This window comes from Streptomyces sp. DH12 (genome assembly GCF_020873895.1).
In the GTDB taxonomy this organism is placed as follows: Bacteria; Actinomycetota; Actinomycetes; order Streptomycetales; family Streptomycetaceae; genus Streptomyces.
Genome location: NZ_JAHWGT010000041.1, coordinates 41,105 through 61,769, shown reverse-complemented (window position 1 = coordinate 61,769; position 20,665 = coordinate 41,105). Strand labels below are relative to the sequence as shown.

Genomic DNA, 20,665 nt, shown 5'->3' with positions numbered 1-20,665 from the left:
GTGCGTGGCGCGGAGGGCGCCGGGGGGGGGGGGGCGCCCCCCCGGGGGGGGCCCCCCCCCTCCCTCGTCCGCGCTCGGCCCGGCGGTGAACCGGTGACCGATCAGCCGGTCAGCGTGACTTCCCGCCGCGCGGCATCCGCATGCCCTTGGGCATGGGGCCCTTCGGCAGCGGCATGTTGCTCATGAGGTCGCCCATGGCCCGCAGCCGGTCGTTGGCCACCGTCACCTGGGCGGCCGTGAGCACCCGCGGCAGCTTCAGCATCGTGGTGCGGACCTTCTTCAGCGGCACCTGGCCCTCGCCGTCCCCGACGAGGATGTCGTGCACCGGCACGTCCACCACGATCCGGGCCATGCGCTTCTTCTCGGCCGCCAGCAGGCTCTTCAGCCGGTTCGGGTTGCCCTCGGCGACGAGGACGATGCCCGCCCGGCCCACCGCGCGGTGGATGACGTCCTGGCTGCGGTTCATCGCCACCGCGGGGGTGGTCGTCCAGCCGCGTCCCACGTTCTGCAGGACCGCCGCGGCGGCGCCCGGCTGGCCCTCCATCTGCCCGAAGGCCGCCTGCTCGGCCCGCCGCCCGAAGACGATCGCCATCGCGAGGAAGGCCAGCAGGAAGCCGAGGATGCCCAGGTAGACCGGGTGCCCGATCAGGAAGCCGATCGCGAGGAGGATGCCGAAGACGACGATCCCCACGGCCGCGATGACCAGCCCGACCTTGGGGTCCGACCGCCGGGTCATCTTGTACGTGAGGGCGATCTGCTTCAGTCGCCCGGGGTTCGCAGCAGCGTCACTGCTGTCTGAGTGTGACTTCCTCGCCATGCTCAGAAGTTTACGTGGCCGTCGACGTCCGGCTCGCCGCGGCCTCCAGTACGTGCTCCGCCTCGACCCGCGCGCGGGCGCGGCGGCGGTCCTCCAGCACGGACGTCCAGGCGTTGCGCCGGGCGGTGCGCTGGCCTCCGGCCAGGAGGAGCGCCTCGACGGCGCGCAGGGCGCCGGTGACGGACGGGAGGGCGTGGGCGCGTACCTGCTGCTGCCTCGCGGCCTGCATGTCGGGTGTCCCCCTCGGAGAGTGGGCGGATGGGGCGGAGCGGGAACGCCGGGGGCGTCGCGGCCGGCGCGACGGACCCTGGCGGTGCGTGACTCCATCGTCACCCACTGGTGTTACCAGCGCGTGTCCGGCCGGTCAAACGGCGGCGACGCCCGGGCACCGCCCGTGCGTCACCGCCACCGGCGCCCACCTGCGGAGGGACGTACGGGCCGGCGCTCCGGCCGTGCCGGACGTCACACCGCCGGGGCCGCCGCGGCAGCCGGGGCCGCCTGCGCGGCGGCGGGCCCCGCCGCCGCGCCGCGGGCCTCCATGGCCTGCTGGAACAGCCGGCCGGCGCGGTACGAGGAGCGGACCAGCGGGCCCGACATGACCCCGGAGTAGCCGATCTCGTCGGCCTCCTCCTTCAGCTCCACGAACTCCTGCGGCTTGACCCAGCGCTCCACGGGGTGGTGGCGGACCGACGGCCGCAGGTACTGCGTGATGGTGATCAGCTCGCAGCCGGCCTCGTGCAGGTCGCGCAGGGCCTCGCTGACCTCCTCGCGGGTCTCGCCCATGCCGAGGATGAGGTTCGACTTGGTGACCAGGCCGGCCTCGCGGGCCTTGGTGATGACCTCCAGCGACCGCTCGTAGCGGAAGCCGGGGCGGATGCGCTTGAAGATCCGCGGGACGGTCTCGACGTTGTGCGCCAGCACCTCGGGGCGGGACGAGAAGACCTCGGCCAGCTGCTCGGGGACGGCGTTGAAGTCGGGGATGAGCAGCTCGACCTTGGTGTGGCCGCCCTCGCGCTCCGCCGTCATGGCGTGGATCTGCCGCACCGTCTCCGCGTACAGCCAGGCGCCGCCGTCCTCCAGGTCGTCGCGGGCGACGCCGGTGATCGTGGCGTAGTTCAGGTCCATCGTGACGACGGACTCGCCGACGCGGCGGGGCTCGTCCCGGTCGAGGGCCTGCGGCTTGCCGGTGTCGATCTGGCAGAAGTCGCAGCGCCTCGTGCACTGGTCGCCACCGATGAGGAACGTCGCCTCCCGGTCCTCCCAGCACTCGAAGATGTTCGGACAGCCCGCCTCCTGGCAGACCGTGTGCAGACCCTCGCTCTTGACGAGCTTCTGCAGCTGGTTGTACTCGGGGCCCATCTTCGCCCGAGTCTTGATCCACTCGGGCTTGCGCTCGATGGGGGTCTGGCTGTTCCGGACCTCCAGGCGCAGCATCTTGCGTCCGTCGGGTGCGACTGCGGACACGGCTGGCTCCTACGGCTTCGATTCTTCGGCGAACACCAGGGTACGCCCGTCAAAAGTGCGGCCCTACGTCTGGCCAACCTCAGGCCAGGGGATCGCATTCCTCCCAGGTGGGAGCGGGTCAGACGCGCGCCGCCCCTTCCGCGGCCGCCACCGGCGCGGCGCCGTCGGCGGCCCGTGCCGGCGCTGCGCCCCCGGTCGCGTCGCCGACCGCGCGCGGTCGGAGCTCGGCGTTCTCCAGCACGTCCCGCAGGTGCCGCTCCACGACGGGCAGCACCTCCGCGATGGTCACCTCCCGGCCCAGCTCGTTCGCCAGGGACGTCACGCCCGCGTCGCGGATGCCGCACGGCACGATCCGGTCGAACCAGGTGTTGTCCGGGTTCACGTTCAGCGCGAAGCCGTGCATGGTGACGCCCTTCGCGACGCGGATGCCGATCGCCGCGAGCTTGCGGTCCTCGCGCCGCTGGCCGGCGTTGGAGGGGGCGTACTCGGGCCCGTTCAGCCGCGGGTCGAACTCCTCGTCGTGCAGCCGGGGGTCGAAGTCCAGCGACAGGCCGCCGAACGCGGGCCGCTCCTCGACCGGGTCGCCCAGCACCCACACGCCGCTGCGGCCCTCGACGCGGGTGGTCCCCACGCCGAACTCCGCCGCCGTGCGGATCAGCGCCTCCTCCAGGCGCCGCACGTGCGCCACCACGTCCACCGGGCGCGGCAGCTTCAGGATCGGGTACCCCACCAGCTGGCCGGGGCCGTGCCAGGTGATCTTGCCGCCGCGGTCCACGTCCACCACCGGCGTGCCGTCCAGGGGGCGCTCGCTCTCGGCCGTGCGCCGCCCCGCCGTGTACACCGGCGGGTGCTCCAGCAGCAGGCAGGTGTCCGGCACCTCGTCCACGAAGCGGGCGGCGTGGACCTCGCGCTGCCGCTCCCACGCCTCCTGGTACTCCACGGCGTCCCCGCCGAACCCCAGATGGACGAATCGCAGCTCACTCACGGCACCGTCTCCCTCGAAATGCGCGTCCCACGCCCTGCCACTGTACGGGCGGCGCCGGGCGGCCGGCCGGGCAGGGTTCGGGCGCCGGAACGGGTCGGTCCGGGCCCCGGCGGGACCGCCCGCCGGGGCGCCGACCTGCCCGTCAGCGCCACCCCCAATCCTCACACGATCGGATGAATGTGGGGCGAAGGTGGCGGTATCGGCGTCGGCGGCAGTTAAATTCGCGCCGTTCCAAGGGGGCTGCACCCCGGCCCGGAAGGCAGGAGACCGCACAGCTGATGACGGATCGACCCCCGCAGCGCAACCCCAACCGCCAGCTCGCCGCACTGATCGCGGAAGCCGGGTTCTCCAACGCAGGTCTTGCCAGACGGGTGGATCAGCTCGGACTCGAGCACGGACTCGACCTCCGCTACGACAAGACCTCGGTCACCCGGTGGCTGCGCGGCCAGCAGCCGCGCGGCACCACCCCCGCACTGATCGCCGAGGTGTTCACCCGCCGACTGGGGCGGCGGCTGTCGGCCCAGGACCTCGGCCTCGACGCCTGCGCGCCGGTCTACGCCGGCCTGGAGTTCGCCGCCACACCCGAGGAGGCCGTCGACATCGTCAGCGGGCTGTGGCGCAAGGACTCCGGCAGCCACGCCGAGCTGCGGAAGATCGCCTTCACCCCGGCGGGGCTGGTCGTGCCCAGCCGGGACTGGCTGATCGGCCGCGCCGACGACCGCGTCGGCCGCGGCGAGCCCGGCCCGCGCGCCCCGCACGCCGGCGCCCCGGGCGGGCCGGCCGCGCCGGGCGCCCCGCCGGCGGCCGGCCGGGTACCCGTACAGGGCCGCCCGCCGTCGGTGGGGCGCACCGCGCCGCCCGGCGCGCCCGCGGGCCCCGGAGCGGCACCGCCCGGCGGCTCGGCCGGGCCACCGGGCCGCGGCCCGCAGGGCGGCCCGGGCGGTGCCGGCGGCAGACCCGGGGCACCCGGGACCGCCGCCGGGCCCGGCGTGGCCGCCGTGCCCCGCCAGCGCGGCACCGAGCGCGGCCCGGGCCAGCGGGTCACCGCCGGCGACGTCGCCGCCCTCCGCTCGGTGGGCGAGCTGTTCCGCACCCTCGACCACGCGTACGGCGGCGGCCACGCCCGGCAGGCCCTCGTCCGCTACCTGGAGCACGAGGCCGAGCCCATGCTGCGCGGCAGCTACGGCGAGACCACCGGGCGGCGGCTCTTCGGCGCGGCCGCCGACCTCACGCGGCTGGCCGGGTGGACGTCGTACGACATCGCCGCGCACGGCCTCGCCCAGCGGTACTTCGTGCAGGCCCTGCGGCTCTCCCAGGCGGCCGGGGACCGCGCCTACGGCTCGTACGTCCTGGTCACCATGAGCCGCCAGGCCGTCTACCTCGGCCACGGCCGCGAGGCCGTGCAGCTCGCGCGGGTCGCCCAGCAGGGCGTCGGCGCGTCGGCGCCGCCCGCCGTGCAGGCGCTGCTGCACGCCGTCGAGGCGCGCGGCCACGCCGTGCTCGGCGAGGTACGGGCCTGCACGGCCTCCCTGGTGCGCGCCGAACGGGCCCTGGACGGCGCCCGCCCCGGCGAGGACGTGCCGCACTGGGCGCGCACCTTCGACGAGGCGCAGCTCGCCGACGAGTTCGCGCACTGCCACCGGGACCTCCAGCAGTTCCGGGCCGCCGCGCAGCACGCGGAACGCGCCCTCCAGCTGTACCCGGCCGCGTACGCGCGCAGCCGGGCCTTCTGCCGCGTCGTCCTCGCGGGCGCCCGGCTCGGCCTGGGCGAGCTCGACCAGGCGTGCGCCCTGGGCGCGGAGGCCGCCCAGCAGACGTCGGAGATGCGGTCGGCCCGCGCGGTGGAGTACGTGCGCGACTTCGAGCGGCGCCTGGAGCCGTACCGGGAGGCGGCGGCCGTACGGACCTACCGGGACCGGGTGGCCGCCATCGGGTAGCCGCCGGCGGGCGGCACCCGCGACGCACACCGGGCCGGACGGGGCGGACGGGCCGGGACGGCGGCGGGCGTGGTCGCCGGAGGGCGAGGGTGGGGCCCGTGCCCCGGTCGCCCGGGGCACGGGCCCCACCCGTCGTGTCGGTGCACGGGTTCCACCCGTCGTACCGGGACACGGCTCCGCCCGCCGTGCCCGGGCGCGGGCCCGACGCGTCCGGTCCGTCCTCCGGGCGGGTGTTCCGCCCACCGGAGGACGAAGGCCGGGGTGCCGGGGGTGGGGCGTGCGCGCCCGGGGTGCCGTGGGCCCCGGGGTCCTCGCCTCCCCCCGGCTCGGGCCCCGGGGCCTCCCCCCCCCGGAAGGTGGCCGATCCGTTCCGTGGCCGTCAGGCGGCGGCCGCCTCCAGGCGGCCGGAGAGCTTGGCCGGCGGTACGCCGAGGTCCCGGAGGATCGCCTGGGCCGCTCGGTGGCCGGAGTGGAGGGCGCCCTGCGCGGTGCTCACGTCGCGGTGGTCGCCGCACACGTACAGCCCCGCCAGCAGCCGCACCGGCCGGCGCAGGTCGTGCGGGGCCGGCATGGCCGGTACGGCCTCCGGGTCGTGGCGGGCGGCCAGCAGCTCCCAGTCGCCCGTCCCCGTGCCGTACAGCTGGGCCAGGTGGCGCCTGGCCCGGGCGTTCAGGTCGTCCGGGGGAGCGCCCAGGACCGTGGAGGTGACCAGGACCCGGCCGGCGGGGGCGCGCGACGGGTCGACCTCGCTCATCACCACCGTGTGCGAGACCGGGCCGGACCGGTCGGCGTCCAGGACGAGTGCCGGGGCGGCCAGCGGTGTCACGGGGGCCGTGTGGTGCAGCACCGTCACCGGGTGGAAGTCGGGGACGCGCAGCCCCGGCAGCAACTCCGCGGCGGCCCGGGCGCCGGTCGCCACGACCAGGGAGCGGCACGCGAACTCGCCGTGCTCGGCGGTCAGGACGCGGTTGATGGAGGCGTCCTTCACCCGGACCCCCGTCCGCACCGTCCCGGGCGGCAGCGTGGCCGCCATCCGCTCGGGCAGTTCGGCCGCCCCGCCGGCGGGGACGCACAGCCGCCCGCGGGCGAAGGTGCGCAGGGTCAGGTCGGCGCACCGGCTCGACGTGGTGAGGTCGGGGTCGCCGAGCAGGGCGGTGAGCAGCGGCCGCAGGAACGTGGTGACCGTGCGCGGCGGCAGCCCGCGGGCCGCCAGGGCCTCCACCGCGGGACGCTCGCGGCGGGCGAGCAGCCGCTCGGTCGGCGTCCCGGCGAGCCGGGCGAGCGAGGCCCCCAGACGCGCCTGGTCCAGCGGGCGGGGGCCGCCCGCCAGGGCCCGGGCGCGGGTGAGCGCGGACCGGGCGCTGCCCCGTACCTCCCCGGTGCGGTGCAGCCGGCCGGCGCTGTGCACCAGCACCCCGGACTGCAACCGGCGCAGGTCGCCGGTGTCCAGGCCCGCCGCGCGGTGCGGTTCCAGGTACGAGGTGTTGAGCAGCTGTGCGACGCGGTCCAGTCGGAACCCGTCGACGTGGTCGGTGGCCATCCGCCCGCCGACGTGCGGGGCGGCCTCCAGCACCCGGACCTCGACTCCGGCGCTGGTCAGGTGGTGGGCCGCGGCGAGACCCGCGAGCCCGGCTCCGACGATGACGACGTCCGCGTGATCTGCGGTACTGAGCACGTGACCCTCCCCGGGTGACGGTTCGGTGCGTGGGTGGCTCATGCCCTGGACAGGCCCCCGGAATGCCCGAGTTCGGGACAACGGCGTCCCGAGCGGCACCCGAGCGTAGGGCCCTTCGGCGGCGGGCGGCAGTCGCGCGCACGGGGGGACACCGAAGCACGGAGGTCGCACACACGTACTGGCCGTGGGCGGGGCCGCGCGGGGCGCTGCGCGCACGGCGGCCGGAAGCGGGCGGACCGCGCGGACGGCACCACGGGCGCCGGGTACCCGCGGAAGTCCGCCCCTCACGCCCGTCCGCGTGGGCCCGTCCGCGCGGGCCCGGCGGTACCGCGCCCCGGCGCACGGCCGGATCCCGGCCCCGGGACCGCCGGGCCCGGGGCCGCCGGGGCCGGAGCGGCCGGAGCCGGGACCGCCGAGGCCGGGACAGCCCCGCCCCGCCCCGCCCCGGGCCGACGGCGGCGGCGCGGCCGTCAGGGCACGGGGCGCGCGGGGGTCACGCCGCCGCGCGGATCGCCGCGTCCACCGTCGGGAAGGCGAAGCGGAAGCCCGTCTCCAGCAGGCGCCCCGGCAGCACCCGCTGGCTGCCCAGGACGTCGGCGGCGAAGTCGCCGAGGGCGATCCGCAGCGCGGGCGCGGGGACGTGCAGGAACGCCGGGCGGCGCAGCACCCGGCCCATCGCCTCCGTCACCTCCCGGTTGGTCACCGGCTCCGGGGCGGTCAGGTTCACCGGACCGGCGAGCCCCGGTGTGTCGAGGAGGTGCCGCAGCGCCGCGACCTCGTCGTGCAGGGAGATGAAGCTCCAGTACTGGCGGCCGTGGCCCAGCCGGCCCCCCAGACCCGCGCGGAACAGCGGGAACAGCCGCCCCCACGCCCCGCCCTCCCTGGCGACCACCAGGCCGGTCCGGGCGTACGCGACGCGGATCCCGGCCTCCTCGGCCGCCGCGGCCGCCCCCTCCCACTCCACGCACACCGACGGAAGGAACCCGTCGCCCGCCGGCGCCGACTCGTCCACGGCGCGCGACCCGGTGTCGCCGTAGTAGCCGAGCGCGGACCCGCACACGAGGACCTCCGGCGGTTCGTCGAGCGACGCCACCGCCTCCGCGACGGCGGCCGTGCCGAGCACCCGGCTGTCGCGGATCTCCCGCTTGTACGCCTCGGTCCAGCGCCGCTCGCCCACCCCGGCGCCCGCCAGGTGCACGACGGCGTCGCACCCGGCGAGGCCCGACGCGTCGACGTACCCGCGCCGCGGGTCCCACTCCACCTCGCCCGCGCCGCGCGGGGGCCGGCGGACGAGCCGGACGACGTCGTGCCCGTCCGCCCGCAGGGAGCGCACCAGGGCCGAACCGATCAGTCCGCCGGCGCCCGTGACGGCGACGCGTGAGCGGGGCGGGGGCGACGCGGGCGCGGGGCCCGGGCGGGAAGGAGACATGACCCCATCCTGCCCCCGTGGCACAGTGACGCCCATGACGCCCTCCCCGATACGCCCCGCGCGTCCCTCGGACGCCGACGCGCTCAGCCGCCTCGACCACGACACGTGGTCCACGCTCTACGCCGTCATGCCGCGCCCGCTGCCGCCGTTCGACCCGTTCTTCGACGCCGACCACCGCCCGGAGGACTACCTCGTCGCGGACCTGGGCGACGGGCCGGTCGGCTACGTCAGGATCGGCTTCGCCACGCGGCTCGCCTGCAACACCCACGTGCGCCAGATCCAGGGCCTCGCCGTGGCGGAGTCCGCCCGCGGGCGCGGCCTCGCCCGCCGCCTGCTGCGCGCCGCCTGCGACGAGGCGCGCCGCCGCGGGGCCACCCGGATCACCCTGCGCGTCCTCGGCCACAACAAGCCCGCGCGCACCCTGTACGAGTCGGAGGGGTTCGCTGTGGAGGGCGTCCTGCCCGGGGAGTTCCTGCTGGACGGCGAGTACGTCGACGACGTCTTCATGGGCCGCGCCCTCACCGCCTGACACCCGGCCGCGCGCCCGGCCCGGCGGCGGCCGGCGCCGCCGACCGCCCGGGAGGGACCGGTCCGCCCCCGGCGCGGGGCCGGTCAGCCGCCGAAGCGGTCCCACAGCCGCGGCAGCCGCTCCGCCAGGGCGCTGTCGTCGTCCACGTCGAGCGGCTCGCCCGCCGGGTCGGCCGGCTGCGGTGGGACACCGAGGTCGGGCGCGTCGGTACCGGTGAGCTGCTCGTACGCCTCGTCCGCCGCGTACCCCAGCTCCTCGCCGTCCCCGTCCAGCTCCGGGTCGAAGTCCTCCAGCAGCTCCGCGAGCGTCTCCGCGTCGTGGACGGCGCCCTCGAACACCTCCCGGCCCTGGCCGATCAGCCAGCACCGGAACCAGTCGAACGCGTCCTCGCCCGCACCGCCCAGCAGGACCGCCGCGGCGGCCCACAGGTCCCAGGTGTACGCCCGGTTGTAGCGCACCTCGAAGTGGCGGGCGAAGTCGAGCACGGAGTCCGGGTCGAGCCGCACCAGCCGCTCCACGAGCAGCTCGGCGTGGTCCTCGGGGTCGCCCTCGGCGGCCTCGCGGGTCGAGTCGACGATCTCCCAGAACTCCGTCTCGTCCATCACGGGACCAGCATCCGGTGTGCCGGGGGGCGCCGCACGCCGGAGCGGTCGGAACGGGACGCGCCGGGGCGGCGGACGACCCGCCGGGAGACGCCGGGGGCCGCCGGGGCCGCCCTGCGCCGCCGGGGGGAACCCGCGGAATACCGGACAGAGGATGTCGCCTTTCCGTGCGACGGTCGTCCCATGACCACCAGCGACATCGACCACCAGCAGACACGGCCGCTCACCGGGACCGTCGCCCTCGTGGCCGGGGCGACCCGCGGCGCGGGCCGCGCCATCGCCGTCCAGCTCGGCGCCGCGGGCGCCACCGTCTACGCCACCGGGCGCACCACCCGCACCCGCGTCAGCGAGGTAGGCCGACCCACCGAGACCATTGAGGAGACCGCCGAGCTGGTCACCGCCGCCGGCGGCGAGGGCATCGCCGTACCGGTCGACCACCTGCGGCCCGAGGAGGTGCGCGCGCTCGTCGCGCGCATCGACGAGGAGCGCGGCCGGCTCGACGTCCTCGTCAACGGCCTCTGGGGCGGCGACCACCTCATCCCGTGGGGCGAGAAGATGTGGGAGACCGACCTCGACCAGGGCCTGCGCATGCTCGACCTCGGCATCCGCAGCCACGCCATCACCAGCAGCTGCGCCCTGCCCCTCCTCGTCCGCCACCCGGGCGGGCTCGTCGTGGAGATGACGGACGGGACGGCCGAGTACAACACGCGCTTCCGGGAGAACTTCTACTTCGACCTCGCCAAGTACGCCCCGCTGCGCATGGCGTTCGCGCTGGGCGAGGACCTGAAGGAGGTCGGCGGCACCGCCGTCGCGCTCACCCCCGGCTACCTGCGCTCCGAAGCGATGCTCGACCACTACGGCGTACGCGAGGAGAACTGGCGCGACGCGCTCGCCAAGGAGCCGCACTTCGCCATCGCCGAGTCGCCCGTGTACGTCGGCCGGGCCGTCGCCGCGCTCGCCGCCGACCCCGACCGGCACCGGTGGAACGGCCGGTCCCTCTCCAGCGGGCAGCTCGCCCGCGAGTACGGCTTCACCGACGCCGACGGGTCGCGGCCGGACGGCTGGGCCTACTTCATCGAGGTCGTCCACGGCGGCAGGGACGCGACCGCCGACGACTACCGGTAGCCGCGCCGCCGGCCCCGCCGGTCACCGGTAGAGCTCCGCCATCCGGACCGCGGCGCGGGCGAACAGCGCCCGCAGCGACGCCGGTTCCAGCACCTCCGCCTCGGCCCCGAGGCGGAGGAGCTGGCCGTACGCGACCTCCTCGGACTCCACCGGCAGCGACACCGTCACCCGGCCCTCCCCGTCCGGCGGGCCCGCCGCCTCCAGGGCCTCGCGCGCGGCGGCCCGGTCCGTCACGTACGGCAGTTCGCGCGCCCCGGCCTCCGTCAGCCGCACCACCGCCCGCGCCCGCAGCAGCGAGCGGGCGAACTCGGCGGCCCGCTCCTCCCAGAAGGCGGGCAGGTCGAAGTCGGCGTCCCGGTCGAAGCGTCCGCCGCCGAGCGCCACGGCCGTGAAGCGGTCCACGCGGTAGACGCGGAACTCCGCGCCGGCACGGGCGCACAGGTACCAGACGCCCGCCTTCAGCACGAGCCCGTGCGGGGCCAGCTCCCGCTCCACCTCCGTGTCCCCGCGCCGGTAGCGCGCCCGCACCGGCCGGTCGTCCCACACCGCCTCCGCGACCACCGGCAGCAGCTCGGGCGTCTGCGGCTCCCGGTACCAGGCCGGCGCGTCCAGGTGGAAGCGCTGGGCCACCGCGACCGGCGCGTCCCGCAGCGACGGCAGGAGCGCCGCCGACACCTTCAGCCGGGCCGCCGACGCCGCGTCCTCCAGCCCCATCTCCCGCAGCGCCCCCGGCACCCCGGAGAGGAACAGCGCCTCGGCCTCCCCGCGCGCCAGACCGGTCAGCCGCGTGCGGTAGCCGCCGACCAGCCGGTAACCGCCCGCGCGGCCCCGGTCGGCGTACACGGGCACCCCGGCCTCCGAGAGGGCGAGCGCGTCACGGGTGACGGTCCGCTCCGACACCTCGAGTTCGGCGGCGAGCTCGGCGGCGGTCATGGACGGCCGCGACTGGAGCAGGAGCACCATCTTGATCAGCCGGGCAGCGCGCATGGCCCCATCATGCAGGAGGCCCCCGCCCCGGCCTGAGCCGGGCGGGGGCCTCCTGCACGCCTCACAGCCCGTAGCGCTCCCGGGCGTCCTTCACCGCGGAGGCCGGGACCTCGCCGCGCCGGGCGAGCTGGGCCAGGGCGGCGACCACGATCGACGGGGCGTCCACGCCGAAGTGGCGGCGGGCCGCCTCGCGGGTGTCCGACAGGCCGAAGCCGTCGGCGCCGAGCGAGCTGTAGTCCTGCTCCACCCACTGCGCGATCTGGTCCGGCACCTGGCGCATGTAGTCGCTGACGGCCAGGACCGGGCCCTGCGCGTCGGCCAGCGCCTGCCGCACGTACGGCACCCGCTCCTCGCCGCGCAGCAGCGCCGCGTCGGCCTCCAGCGCGTCGCGCCGCAGCTCCGTCCACGAGGTCGCGGACCACACGTCGGCGGTCACGCCCCACTCGGCGGCCAGCGTCTCCTGCGCCTGGAGGGCCCAGTGGATCGCCGTGCCGGAGGACAGCAGCTGGACGCGCGGGGCGCCCTCGGGGCCGGTGCCCTCGCGGAACCGGTACAGGCCCTTGACGATGGCCTCGTCGATGCCCTCGACGGCCGGCTTGGCGGGCTGCGGCATCGGCTCGTTGTACACGGTCAGGTAGTAGAAGACGTTCGGGTCCTCGCCCGGGGCGCCCTCGCCGTACATCCGGCGCAGACCGTCCTTGACGATCACCGCGACCTCGTAGGCGAACGCCGGGTCGTAGCTGAGGGCCGCCGGGTTGGTCGCCGCGATGACGGGGGAGTGGCCGTCGGCGTGCTGGAGGCCCTCGCCGGTCAGCGTGGTGCGGCCGGCCGTCGCGCCGACGAGGAAGCCCCGGCCGAGCTGGTCGCCGAGCTGCCACATCTGGTCGGCGGTCCGCTGCCAGCCGAACATCGAGTAGAAGATGTAGAACGGGATCATCGGCTCGCCGTGCGTCGAGTACGCGGTCGACGCGGCGATGAAGTCGGCCATCGAGCCGGCCTCGGTGATGCCCTCGTTCAGGATCTGGCCGTTGACGGCCTCCTTGTAGTACATCAGCTGGTCGCGGTCGACCGGCTCGTACGTCTGGCCCTTCGGCGAGTAGATGCCGAGCGAGGGGAAGAGCGACTCCATGCCGAACGTGCGGGCCTCGTCCGGGACGATCGGCACCCAGCGCCGGCCGGTCTCCTTGTCGCGGACCAGGTCCTTCACCAGCCGGACGAACGCCATGGTGGTGGCGATCGACTGCGATCCGGAGCCCTTGTCGAAGGCGGCGAACGCCTTCTCCGCCGGGGCCGGCAGCGGCGCGACCGGGTGGACGCGGCGGGCCGGGGCGGGGCCGCCGAGGGCGGCGCGGCGCTCCTGGAGGTAGCGGACCTCGGGGGCGTCGGCGCCCGGGTGGCCGTAGGGCACCTGGCCGTCGGCGAAGGCGCTGTCCGGGATGGGCAGGCCGAGCAGCTCGCGCATGTCCTTGAACTCGTCCACCGAGAGCTTCTTCATCTGGTGGTTGGCGTTCTTGGAGGCGAAGCCGCGGCCGAGGGTGTGGCCCTTCACCGTCTGGGCGAGGATCACCGTCGGCGCGCCCCTGTGGCCGAGGGCGGCCTTGTACGCGGCGAAGACCTTGCGGGCCTCGTGGCCGCCGCGGGAGGTGTGGAAGCACTCGACGATCTTGTCGTCGGACAGCAGCTTCGCCATCTCGACGAGCGCCGGGTCCTTGCCGAAGAAGTCCTGGCGGATGTAGGCGGCGTCGCGGGTCTGGTACGTCTGCACCTGGGCGTCCGGCACCTCGCGCAGGCGGCGGACGAGCGCGCCGGCGGTGTCGAGCCGGAACAGCTCGTCCCACGCGGTGCCCCACAGCGACTTCACGACGTTCCAGCCGGCGCCGCGGAACTGGGCCTCCAGCTCCTGCACGATCTTGAAGTTGGCGCGGACGGGGCCGTCGAGGCGCTGGAGGTTGCAGTTGATGACGAAGGTGAGGTTGTCCAGGCCCTCACGCGCGGCGAGCGCGAGTGCCGCGGTCGACTCCGGCTCGTCCATCTCGCCGTCGCCGAGGAACGCCCACACGTGCGAGGCGGAGACGTCCTTGACGCCGCGGTTGGTGAGGTAGCGGTTGAACCGCGCCTGGTAGATCGCGGAGAGGGGGCCCAGGCCCATGGAGACCGTGGGGAACTCCCACAGCCACGGCAGGCGCCGCGGGTGCGGGTAGGAGGGCAGGCCGTTGCCGCCGGACTCCTGGCGGAAGTTGTCCAGCTGCGCCTCGGTCAGCCGCCCGTCGAGGAAGGCGCGGGCGTAGATGCCGGGGGAGGCGTGGCCCTGGATGAACAGCTGGTCGCCGGAGCCGTCGCGCTCCTTGCCGTGGAAGAAGTGGTTGAAGCCGGTCTCGTAGAGCCACGCGGCCGAGGCGAAGGTGGCGATGTGGCCGCCGACGCCGTACTTCGCGCCGCGGGTCACCATGGCGGCGGCGTTCCACCGGTTCCAGGCGGTGATGCGGGCTTCCATCTCCTCGTCGCCGTCGAAGCCGTAGCCGGCCTCGGCGGAGGTGGGGATGGTGTTGACGTAGTCGGTCTCCAGCAGCTTCGGCAGCGCCAGACCGGCGCCCTCGGCCCGCTCCAGGGTGCGGCGCATCAGGTACGCGGCACGGTGCGGCCCCGCCGCGGCGGTCACGGCGTCGAGGGACGCCTGCCACTCGGCGGTCTCCTCGGGGTCGCGGTCCGGGAGCTGGTCGAGCTCGCTCGGCTGGATGCGGGTCGGGTCGGTCATAGTCGCCGCCTTCCTGAGTCGAAGGGGTGGGGAGCCCTTGGTCTTGGCAGGACAGGGCGAAGGACCTCTTGTTGAAGTCCGCCGACGACTGTACGGCCGTGATCGATGATCGATCAAAGGGGGAGGGGCAAAATCTTATGTCAACGGGCAAAGTCGGCATCGGGTGCCATGTTTTTGGGCACCGGGTGCCGTGTTTTCGCAGGCCGGGGTGGACGGGTGAGCGCGCCCACCGCAGGATGAGCGCGCGGGCCGGGCGAGTGCGGGCTTCCCCGACGAGTGCGGGTGCGGGGCTCCCCGGCCGGGTGCCGGGCTCCCCGACCGACCGGGTGTGCCCGGACGGGTGCTAGGCGCGGGGCGCGCAGCCCAGGACGTGGGCCTTGACCAGGCCGCCGATCTCCGGGTCGCGGCGCCGGAAGGCCGCCACCAGGTCCTGGTGCTCCTGCGCGTACTCCTTCTGCACCGTCCCGAGCCAGCGGATCGACAGGGCGGTGAAGACCTCGATCCCCAGCCCCTCCCAGGTGTGCAGCAGGACGGCGTTGTGCGCGGCGCGGACGAGCTCGCGGTGGAAGGCGACCGTGTGCCGCACCTGCGCCGTCCCGTCGCCGTGCGCGTCCGCCTCGTACAGGGCCGCCACGTGCGGCTCCAGCGCCGAGCAGTCCGCCGCCAGCCGCTCGGCCGCCAGCTCCGCGGCGATCTGCTCCAGGCCCGCCCGGACCGGGTAGGACTCCTCCAGGTCGGCGGCCGTGAGGTTGCGTACGCGCACGCCCTTGTTGGGCGCCGACTCGATCAGCCGCAGGCTCTCCAGCTCGCGCAGCGCCTCGCGCACCGGGGTCTGGCTGACCTGGAGCTCCGTCGCGATGCGGCGCTCCACGATCCGCTCGCCCGGCTTCCACCGGCCGCTGACGATCCCCTCCACGATGTGCTCGCGGATCTGCTCGCGCAGCGAGTGCACGACGGGGGGCGGGGTGGTCATGGAGAGGGCTCCTTCGCTGCCGTGGCGGTCGACGCCATCGCGGCCATTATTCCGCCCGGCCCTCGCGCCGACGACGACGGCGCCCCCGCACCGGCAACTGCCGGGCGGGGGCGCCGTGTCGGACGTGCGTCAGCCGAGGGGGCTCACAGGCCGAGGTCGACCTCGAACTCGCCGGCCTCCAGGATCGCCTTGACGGCCGTCAGGTAGCGGGCCGCGTCGGCACCGTCCACCAGGCGGTGGTCGTAGGAGAGCGTCAGGTACGTCATGTGGCGCACGGCGATCGTCTCGCCGAGCTCCGGGTGGTCCACGACGACCGGGCGCTTCACCGTGGCGCCGATGCCCAGGATGGCGACCTGGTTCGGCGGGACGATGATGGTGTCGAACAGCGCGCCGCGCGAGCCGGTGTTGCTGATGGTGAAGGTCGCGCCGGCCAGCTCGTCCGGGGTGATCTTGCTCGCCCGGACCTTGCCGGCCAGGTCGGCCGTGGCCTTGGCGACGCCCGCGATGTTCAGGTCGCCGGCGCCCTTGATGACCGGCGTCATCAGACCCTTCTCGGAGTCCACGGCGATGCCGATGTTCTCCGAGTCGAAGTACGTGATGGTGCCCTCGTCCTCGTTGATCCGGGCGTTGATGACCGGGTGGGCCTTCAGCGCCTGGGCCGCCGCCTTGACGAAGAACGGCATCGGGGAGAGCTTGACGCCCTCGCGGGCGGCGAAGGCGTCCTTCGCGCGGTCGCGCAGGCGCATCAGCTTCGTGATGTCGACCTCGACGACCGAGGACAGCTGCGCCTGGCCGTGCAGCGCCTTCATCATGTTGTCGCCGATGACCTTGCGCATGCGGGTCATCTTGACCGTCTGACCGCGCAGCGGGGACGCCTCCGCGGCCGGGGCCTTGGCGGCGGGCGCGGCGGCCTGGGCCGGGGCGGCCGGGGCCTTCGCGGCCTCGGCGGCGGCGATGACGTCCTGCTTGCGGATGCGGCCGCCGACGCCGGTGCCCTTGACCGAGCCGAGGTCGACCCCGTGCTCGGAGGCGAGCTTGCGGACCAGCGGGGTGACGTACGCGCCCTCGTCCGTCGCCTGCGCGGCGGCCGGGGCGGCCTGCGCGGGGGCGGACTGTGCCGGGGCGGCGGGGGCCGGGGCCGGAGCGGACTGCGCCGGGGCGGGCTGCGCCGGCGCCGGAGCGGCCTGCGCGGGAGCGGCCGGGGCCGGGGCGGCCTGCGCGGGAGCGGGCTGCGCCGGGGCGGCGGGGGCCGGGGCGGGGGCGGCCTGCGCCTGGGGCGCGGGAGCCGGCTCGGCGGCCGGGGCGGGGGCCTCGGGGGCGGCCTCGGCGGCCGGAGCGGCACCGGCCTCGCCGATGACGCCCAGCTTGGCGCCGACCTCGGCGCTCTCGTCCTCGCCCACGACGATCTCCAGCAGGACGCCGGAGGTCGGGGCGGGGATCTCGGTGTCGACCTTGTCGGTGGAGACCTCCAGCAGCGGCTCGTCGGCCTCGACCGACTCGCCGACCTGCTTCAGCCAGCGCGTGACGGTGCCCTCGGTCACCGACTCGCCCAGCGCGGGCAGCACGACCTCGGTGCCCTGCGCGCCACCGGCCGGGGCGGCGGGCGCCTCGGCCTGCGCGGGGGCGGCCGGGGCCTCCTCCCGGGCGGGGGCGGCCGGGGCCTCGGCCTGGGCCGGGGCCGGGGCGGGCTCCGGCGCGGCCTCCTGGGCGGGAGCGGCGGCCGGCTCCTCGGCGGGGGCCTCGGCCTGGGCGGGGGCGCCCGAGCCGTCGTCGATGACGGCCAGCTCGGCGCCGACCTCGACGGTCTCGTCCTCGGCGACCTTGATGGAGGACAGGACGCCGGAGGCGGGGGCGGGGATCTCGGTGTCGACCTTGTCGGTGGAGACCTCGAGCAGCGGCTCGTCGGCCTCGACGCGCTCGCCCTCGGCCTTCAGCCAGCGGGTGACGGTGCCCTCGGTGACGCTCTCGCCGAGCGCCGGCAGGGTTACGGAAACCGGCATGGTTTCACTTGCTCCTAACGAACTTGTGCGGTGTGTGGTCGCGCCCGGTGACTGGTGCGTCAGTCGTGGGAGTGGAGGGGCTTGCCGGCCAGGGCCAGGTGGGCCTCGCCGAGCGCCTCGTTCTGCGTCGGGTGGGCGTGGATGAGCTGCGCGACCTCGGCCGGCAGCGCCTCCCAGTTGTAGATCAGCTGGGCCTCGCCGACCTGCTCGCCCATGCGGTCGCCGACCATGTGGACGCCGACCACCGCACCGTCCTTGACCTGCACGAGCTTGATCTCGCCCGCGGTCTTGAGGATCTTGCTCTTGCCGTTGCCCGCGAGGTTGTACTTCAGGGCGACGACCTTGTCCGCGCCGTACACCTCCTTGGCCTTCGCCTCGGTGATGCCCACGGAGGCGACCTCCGGGTGGCAGTACGTCACCCGCGGCACGCCGTCGTAGTCGATCGGGACGGGCTTGAGGCCGGCCAGCCGCTCCGCCACCAGGATGCCCTCGGCGAAGCCGACGTGCGCGAGCTGGAGGGTGGGGACGAGGTCGCCCACGGCCGAGATCGTCGGCACGTTGGTGCGCATGTACTCGTCGACCAGGACGTGGCCGCGGTCCATGGCGACGCCCTGCTCCTCGTAGCCCAGGCCCTGCGAGACCGGGCCGCGGCCGATCGCGACGAGCAGCACCTCCGCCTCGAAGGTCTTGCCGTCCGCGAGGGTGACCTTGACGCCGTCGTCCGTGTACTCGGCGCTCTGGAAGAAGGTGCCCAGGTTGAACTTGATGCCGCGCTTGCGGAACGCGCGCTCCAGCAGCTTCGAGCTGTTCTCGTCCTCGACCGGGACCAGGTGCTTCAGGCCCTCGATGATCGTGACGTCGGCGCCGAAGGACTTCCACGCCGAGGCGAACTCGACGCCGATGACGCCGCCGCCGAGGATGATCGCCGACTCGGGGACCCGGTCGAGGGTCAGCGCGTGGTCGGAGGAGAGGATGCGGTTGCCGTCGATCTCCAGGCCCGGCAGCGACTTCGGCACGGAGCCGGTCGCCAGCAGCACGTGGCGGCCCTCGACGCGCCGGCCGCCCACGTCGACGGAGGTCGGGGAGGAGAGGCGGCCCTCGCCCTCGATGTAGGTCACCTTGCGGGAGGCGACCAGGCCCTGCAGGCCCTTGTACAGGCCGGAGATCACGTCGTCCTTGTACTTGTGGACGCCCTTGATGTCGATGCCCTCGAAGGAGGCCCTCACGCCGAACTGCTCGGCCTCGCGGGCCTGGTCGGCGATCTCACCGGCGTGGAGCAGCGCCTTGGTGGGGATGCAGCCGTTGTGCAGGCAGGTGCCGCCGAGCTTGTTCTTCTCGATCAGTGCGACGTCCAGGCCCAGCTGCGCACCCCGCAGGGCCGCGGCGTAACCGCCACTGCCACCGCCGAGGATCACTAGGTCGAAAACGGTGCTGGCGTCGTTCGCCACGTCACGTCCTCCATGCATGTGCGCCGGTCGCCGGAACCGTGTCCCCTCCGGGGGGATGACCGGTCGGTCGGCTGGTGTGCGGCCGCTGTCTCTTCGGCCCTGTGGTGGGGGCCCTGTCCTGCCGGGAACCCATCTTCGCACTTGTCGCGGACGTGCGGGACGCGGGGCCGGTTCCCGGGACCGGCCGCCGGTCCGCGGGCGCCGGCCCCCGCCGCGCACGCGCGTGCGGATTCCCGCCGCGGGCGGTCGGGCAGGGCGACGGCCCCGGACGGGTGACGTCCGGGGCCGTCGCGCGGCCGCCCGCCGGGCGGCCGGTGTCGTGGTCCCGTACCGCCGGCCCTCGCGGCCCGGCGGCCCTCCCCGGGACCCGGCGTCAGCCCAGGTCGCCCGCGGCGGTGCGCTCCGCCAGCCGCACCAGGGTCCGCACGGCCGAGCCGGTGCCGCCCTTGGGGGTGTAGCCGTAGGGGCCGGACTCGTTGTACGCCGGGCCGGCGATGTCCAGGTGCGCCCAGGTGATGCCCTCGCCGACGAACTCCTTCAGGAACAGGCCGGCCACCAGGCCGCCGCCCATGCGCTCGCCCATGTTGGCGATGTCGGCGGTGGGGGAGTCCATGCCCTTGCGCAGCTCCGCGGGGAGCGGCATCGGCCAGGACTGCTCGCCGGCCTCGTCCGCGATCTCGTGGATCGCCGTGCGGAACGCGTCGTCGTTCGCCATGATCCCGAAGGTGCGGTTGCCGAGCGCCAGCACCATCGCGCCGGTCAGCGTGGCCACGTCCACGATCGCGTCCGGCTGCTCCTCGGAGGCGCGGGTGAGGGCGTCCGCGAGGACGAGGCGGCCCTCGGCGTCGGTGTTCAGCACCTCGACGGTCTTGCCGCTGTACATGCGCAGCACGTCACCCGGGCGGGTGGCGGAGCCGGAGGGCATGTTCTCGGCGAGCGCGAGCCAGCCGGTGACGTTGACCGGCAGGCCGAGGCGGGCGACGGACACGACCGCGGCGAAGACGGCGGCGGCGCCGGCCATGTCGCACTTCATGGTCTCGTTGTGGCCGGCCGGCTTGAGGGAGATGCCGCCCGAGTCGTAGGTGATGCCCTTGCCGACCAGGGCGAGGGTCTTCTCCGCCTTCGGGTGCGTGTAGGCGAGCTTCACCAGGCGCGGCGGGTTCTGCGAGCCGGCGCCGACGCCGAGGATGCCGCCGTAGCCGCCCTTGGCGAGGGCCTTCTCGTCCAGGACCTGGACCTTGACGCCGTTCTCCTTGCCGGCCGCGCTGGCGACGGCGGCGAAGGCCTCGGGGGTGAGGTCGTTCGGCGGGGTGTTGACCAGGTCGCGGGCGCGGTTGACCTCCTCGGCCACGGCCAGCGCGCGCTCGGCGGCCGCCTTGTAGGCCTTGTCGCGCGGCTTGCCGCCGAGCAGGACGACCTCGGCGAGCGGGTCGCGGGCGTCCTCGCCCCGCTCCTGGTAGGCGGTGAAGGCGTACGCGCCGAGCAGCGCGCCCTCGGCGACGGCCTCCGCGTCCTCGACCGCCTCGACGGGCAGGGCGAAGGCCGCCTTCTTCGTACCGGAGAGGGCGCGGGCGGCCACGCCGGCGGCGCGGCGCAGGGTCTCGGTGTCGTACGCGTCGTCCTTCGAGGGGGCCCGGCCGAGGCCGACCGCGAGGACGAGGGGCGCCTTCAGGCCGCCGGACGTCGGGACCTTGGTCACCTCTCCCTCGGCACCCGAGGCACCGAGGGTCTCCAGGACGGCGGCGAGCTTTCCGTCGAACGCCGCGTCCACGGCCTCGGCGCCCGGCGCGGCGACGAGCCCCTTGCCGCCGTCCGCGGGCTTGGCGACACCGACCACGAGGGCGTCGGCGCGCAGCGTCGCGGCACCGGCGGTGCTGAGAGTGAGAGCAGTCACGGTGGTGAAATCTCGCTTCCGTTGAGTTCTTTCGCGGTCGAGGGG

The 20,665-nt window shown here is 75.1% G+C and carries 16 protein-coding genes; 3 read left to right on the top strand and 13 right to left on the bottom strand.

The window, feature by feature from the left end; translation table 11 throughout:
* Positions 1-109: 109 nt before the first annotated feature.
* From LPA54_RS28455 to lipB, 4 genes are all read right to left on the bottom strand, one after another.
* Positions 110-817: a DUF4191 domain-containing protein gene (locus tag LPA54_RS28455; RefSeq protein WP_228982948.1), complete on the bottom strand. Its 708-nt coding sequence runs from the start codon at positions 815-817 to the stop codon at positions 110-112.
* 10 nt (positions 818-827) lie between these two features.
* Entirely contained in the window at positions 828-1,046 is a 219-nt protein-coding gene (locus LPA54_RS28450) for a hypothetical protein (RefSeq protein WP_228982945.1), read from the bottom strand.
* Positions 1,047-1,279: 233 nt separating this feature from the next.
* Positions 1,280-2,281: a lipoyl synthase gene (gene lipA / locus LPA54_RS28445; protein WP_228982942.1), complete on the bottom strand. Its 1,002-nt coding sequence runs from the start codon at positions 2,279-2,281 to the stop codon at positions 1,280-1,282.
* Positions 2,282-2,399: 118 nt separating this feature from the next.
* Complete coding sequence (gene lipB, locus LPA54_RS28440; RefSeq protein ID WP_228982940.1) at positions 2,400-3,266, bottom strand: lipoyl(octanoyl) transferase LipB; 867 nt, start codon at positions 3,264-3,266, stop codon at positions 2,400-2,402.
* 278 nt (positions 3,267-3,544) lie between these two features.
* Between lipB and LPA54_RS28435 the strand changes: the two genes are divergently transcribed.
* On the top strand, positions 3,545-5,203 hold the full coding sequence (locus tag LPA54_RS28435; RefSeq protein WP_228982937.1) for a regulator: 1,659 nt from the start codon (positions 3,545-3,547) through the stop codon (positions 5,201-5,203).
* A 379-nt stretch (positions 5,204-5,582) separates the two neighbouring features.
* Here LPA54_RS28435 and LPA54_RS28430 read toward each other — a convergent pair whose 3' ends face one another.
* Together LPA54_RS28430 and LPA54_RS28425 are read right to left on the bottom strand one after the other, a co-directional pair.
* Positions 5,583-6,878 carry an NAD(P)/FAD-dependent oxidoreductase gene (locus tag LPA54_RS28430; protein WP_228982936.1) on the bottom strand — a complete coding sequence of 432 codons (1,296 nt, stop codon included), beginning with the start codon at positions 6,876-6,878 and terminating at the stop codon, positions 5,583-5,585.
* 493 nt (positions 6,879-7,371) lie between these two features.
* Positions 7,372-8,307 (bottom strand): TIGR01777 family oxidoreductase, encoded by a 936-nt coding sequence (locus LPA54_RS28425; RefSeq protein ID WP_228982933.1) that lies wholly within the window; start codon positions 8,305-8,307, stop codon positions 7,372-7,374.
* 34 nt (positions 8,308-8,341) lie between these two features.
* On the opposite strand from LPA54_RS28425, the gene LPA54_RS28420 reads away from it, so the two are divergent.
* Positions 8,342-8,836: a GNAT family N-acetyltransferase gene (locus LPA54_RS28420; protein ID WP_228982932.1), complete on the top strand. Its 495-nt coding sequence runs from the start codon at positions 8,342-8,344 to the stop codon at positions 8,834-8,836.
* An 83-nt stretch (positions 8,837-8,919) separates the two neighbouring features.
* Here the strand turns inward: LPA54_RS28420 and LPA54_RS28415 are convergent, their stop codons facing one another.
* A complete protein-coding gene (locus LPA54_RS28415; protein ID WP_228982961.1) occupies positions 8,920-9,438 on the bottom strand; it encodes a DUF4240 domain-containing protein in 519 nt (172 codons plus the stop codon).
* 183 nt (positions 9,439-9,621) lie between these two features.
* On the opposite strand from LPA54_RS28415, the gene LPA54_RS28410 reads away from it, so the two are divergent.
* Entirely contained in the window at positions 9,622-10,563 is a 942-nt protein-coding gene (locus tag LPA54_RS28410) for an SDR family oxidoreductase (protein WP_228982929.1), read from the top strand.
* A gap of 21 nt (positions 10,564-10,584) precedes the next feature.
* On the opposite strand, the gene LPA54_RS28405 is transcribed toward LPA54_RS28410, so the two are convergent.
* From LPA54_RS28405 to LPA54_RS28380, 6 genes are all read right to left on the bottom strand, one after another.
* Positions 10,585-11,550, bottom strand: a complete 966-nt coding sequence (locus LPA54_RS28405) for a YafY family protein (protein WP_228982927.1) — start codon at positions 11,548-11,550, stop codon at positions 10,585-10,587.
* Between the two features lie 61 nt (positions 11,551-11,611).
* The gene (gene aceE / locus LPA54_RS28400; RefSeq protein WP_228982925.1) at positions 11,612-14,305 is read right to left on the bottom strand and encodes a pyruvate dehydrogenase (acetyl-transferring), homodimeric type; all 2,694 of its coding nucleotides are present in this window, start codon (positions 14,303-14,305) and stop codon (positions 11,612-11,614) included.
* 343 nt (positions 14,306-14,648) lie between these two features.
* Positions 14,649-15,278 carry a GntR family transcriptional regulator gene (locus LPA54_RS28395; RefSeq protein ID WP_058945250.1) on the bottom strand — a complete coding sequence of 210 codons (630 nt, stop codon included), beginning with the start codon at positions 15,276-15,278 and terminating at the stop codon, positions 14,649-14,651.
* Positions 15,279-15,421: 143 nt separating this feature from the next.
* Positions 15,422-17,278 (bottom strand): 2-oxoglutarate dehydrogenase, E2 component, dihydrolipoamide succinyltransferase, encoded by a 1,857-nt coding sequence (gene sucB / locus LPA54_RS28390; protein ID WP_228982923.1) that lies wholly within the window; start codon positions 17,276-17,278, stop codon positions 15,422-15,424.
* A gap of 59 nt (positions 17,279-17,337) precedes the next feature.
* The gene (gene lpdA / locus LPA54_RS28385; RefSeq protein ID WP_228982922.1) at positions 17,338-18,726 is read right to left on the bottom strand and encodes a dihydrolipoyl dehydrogenase; all 1,389 of its coding nucleotides are present in this window, start codon (positions 18,724-18,726) and stop codon (positions 17,338-17,340) included.
* Positions 18,727-19,099: 373 nt separating this feature from the next.
* Positions 19,100-20,620: a leucyl aminopeptidase gene (locus tag LPA54_RS28380; RefSeq protein WP_228982919.1), complete on the bottom strand. Its 1,521-nt coding sequence runs from the start codon at positions 20,618-20,620 to the stop codon at positions 19,100-19,102.
* Between the last annotated feature and the right edge of the window lie 45 nt (positions 20,621-20,665).

Excerpts from the sequence above, each read along its gene's own strand:
- LPA54_RS28455 (WP_228982948.1), bottom strand. The coding sequence starts at position 817 with ATGGCGAGGAAGTCACACTCAGACAGCAGTGACGCTGCTGCGAACCCC.
- LPA54_RS28450 (WP_228982945.1), bottom strand. The coding sequence starts at position 1,046 with ATGCAGGCCGCGAGGCAGCAGCAGGTACGCGCCCACGCCCTCCCGTCC.
- LPA54_RS28435 (WP_228982937.1), top strand. The coding sequence starts at position 3,545 with ATGACGGATCGACCCCCGCAGCGCAACCCCAACCGCCAGCTCGCCGCA.
- LPA54_RS28425 (WP_228982933.1), bottom strand. The coding sequence starts at position 8,307 with ATGTCTCCTTCCCGCCCGGGCCCCGCGCCCGCGTCGCCCCCGCCCCGC.
- LPA54_RS28420 (WP_228982932.1), top strand. The coding sequence starts at position 8,342 with ATGACGCCCTCCCCGATACGCCCCGCGCGTCCCTCGGACGCCGACGCG.
- LPA54_RS28415 (WP_228982961.1), bottom strand. The coding sequence starts at position 9,438 with ATGGACGAGACGGAGTTCTGGGAGATCGTCGACTCGACCCGCGAGGCC.
- LPA54_RS28410 (WP_228982929.1), top strand. The coding sequence starts at position 9,622 with ATGACCACCAGCGACATCGACCACCAGCAGACACGGCCGCTCACCGGG.
- LPA54_RS28405 (WP_228982927.1), bottom strand. The coding sequence starts at position 11,550 with ATGCGCGCTGCCCGGCTGATCAAGATGGTGCTCCTGCTCCAGTCGCGG.
- aceE (WP_228982925.1), bottom strand. The coding sequence starts at position 14,305 with ATGACCGACCCGACCCGCATCCAGCCGAGCGAGCTCGACCAGCTCCCG.
- LPA54_RS28395 (WP_058945250.1), bottom strand. The coding sequence starts at position 15,278 with ATGACCACCCCGCCCCCCGTCGTGCACTCGCTGCGCGAGCAGATCCGC.
- sucB (WP_228982923.1), bottom strand. The coding sequence starts at position 17,278 with ATGCCGGTTTCCGTAACCCTGCCGGCGCTCGGCGAGAGCGTCACCGAG.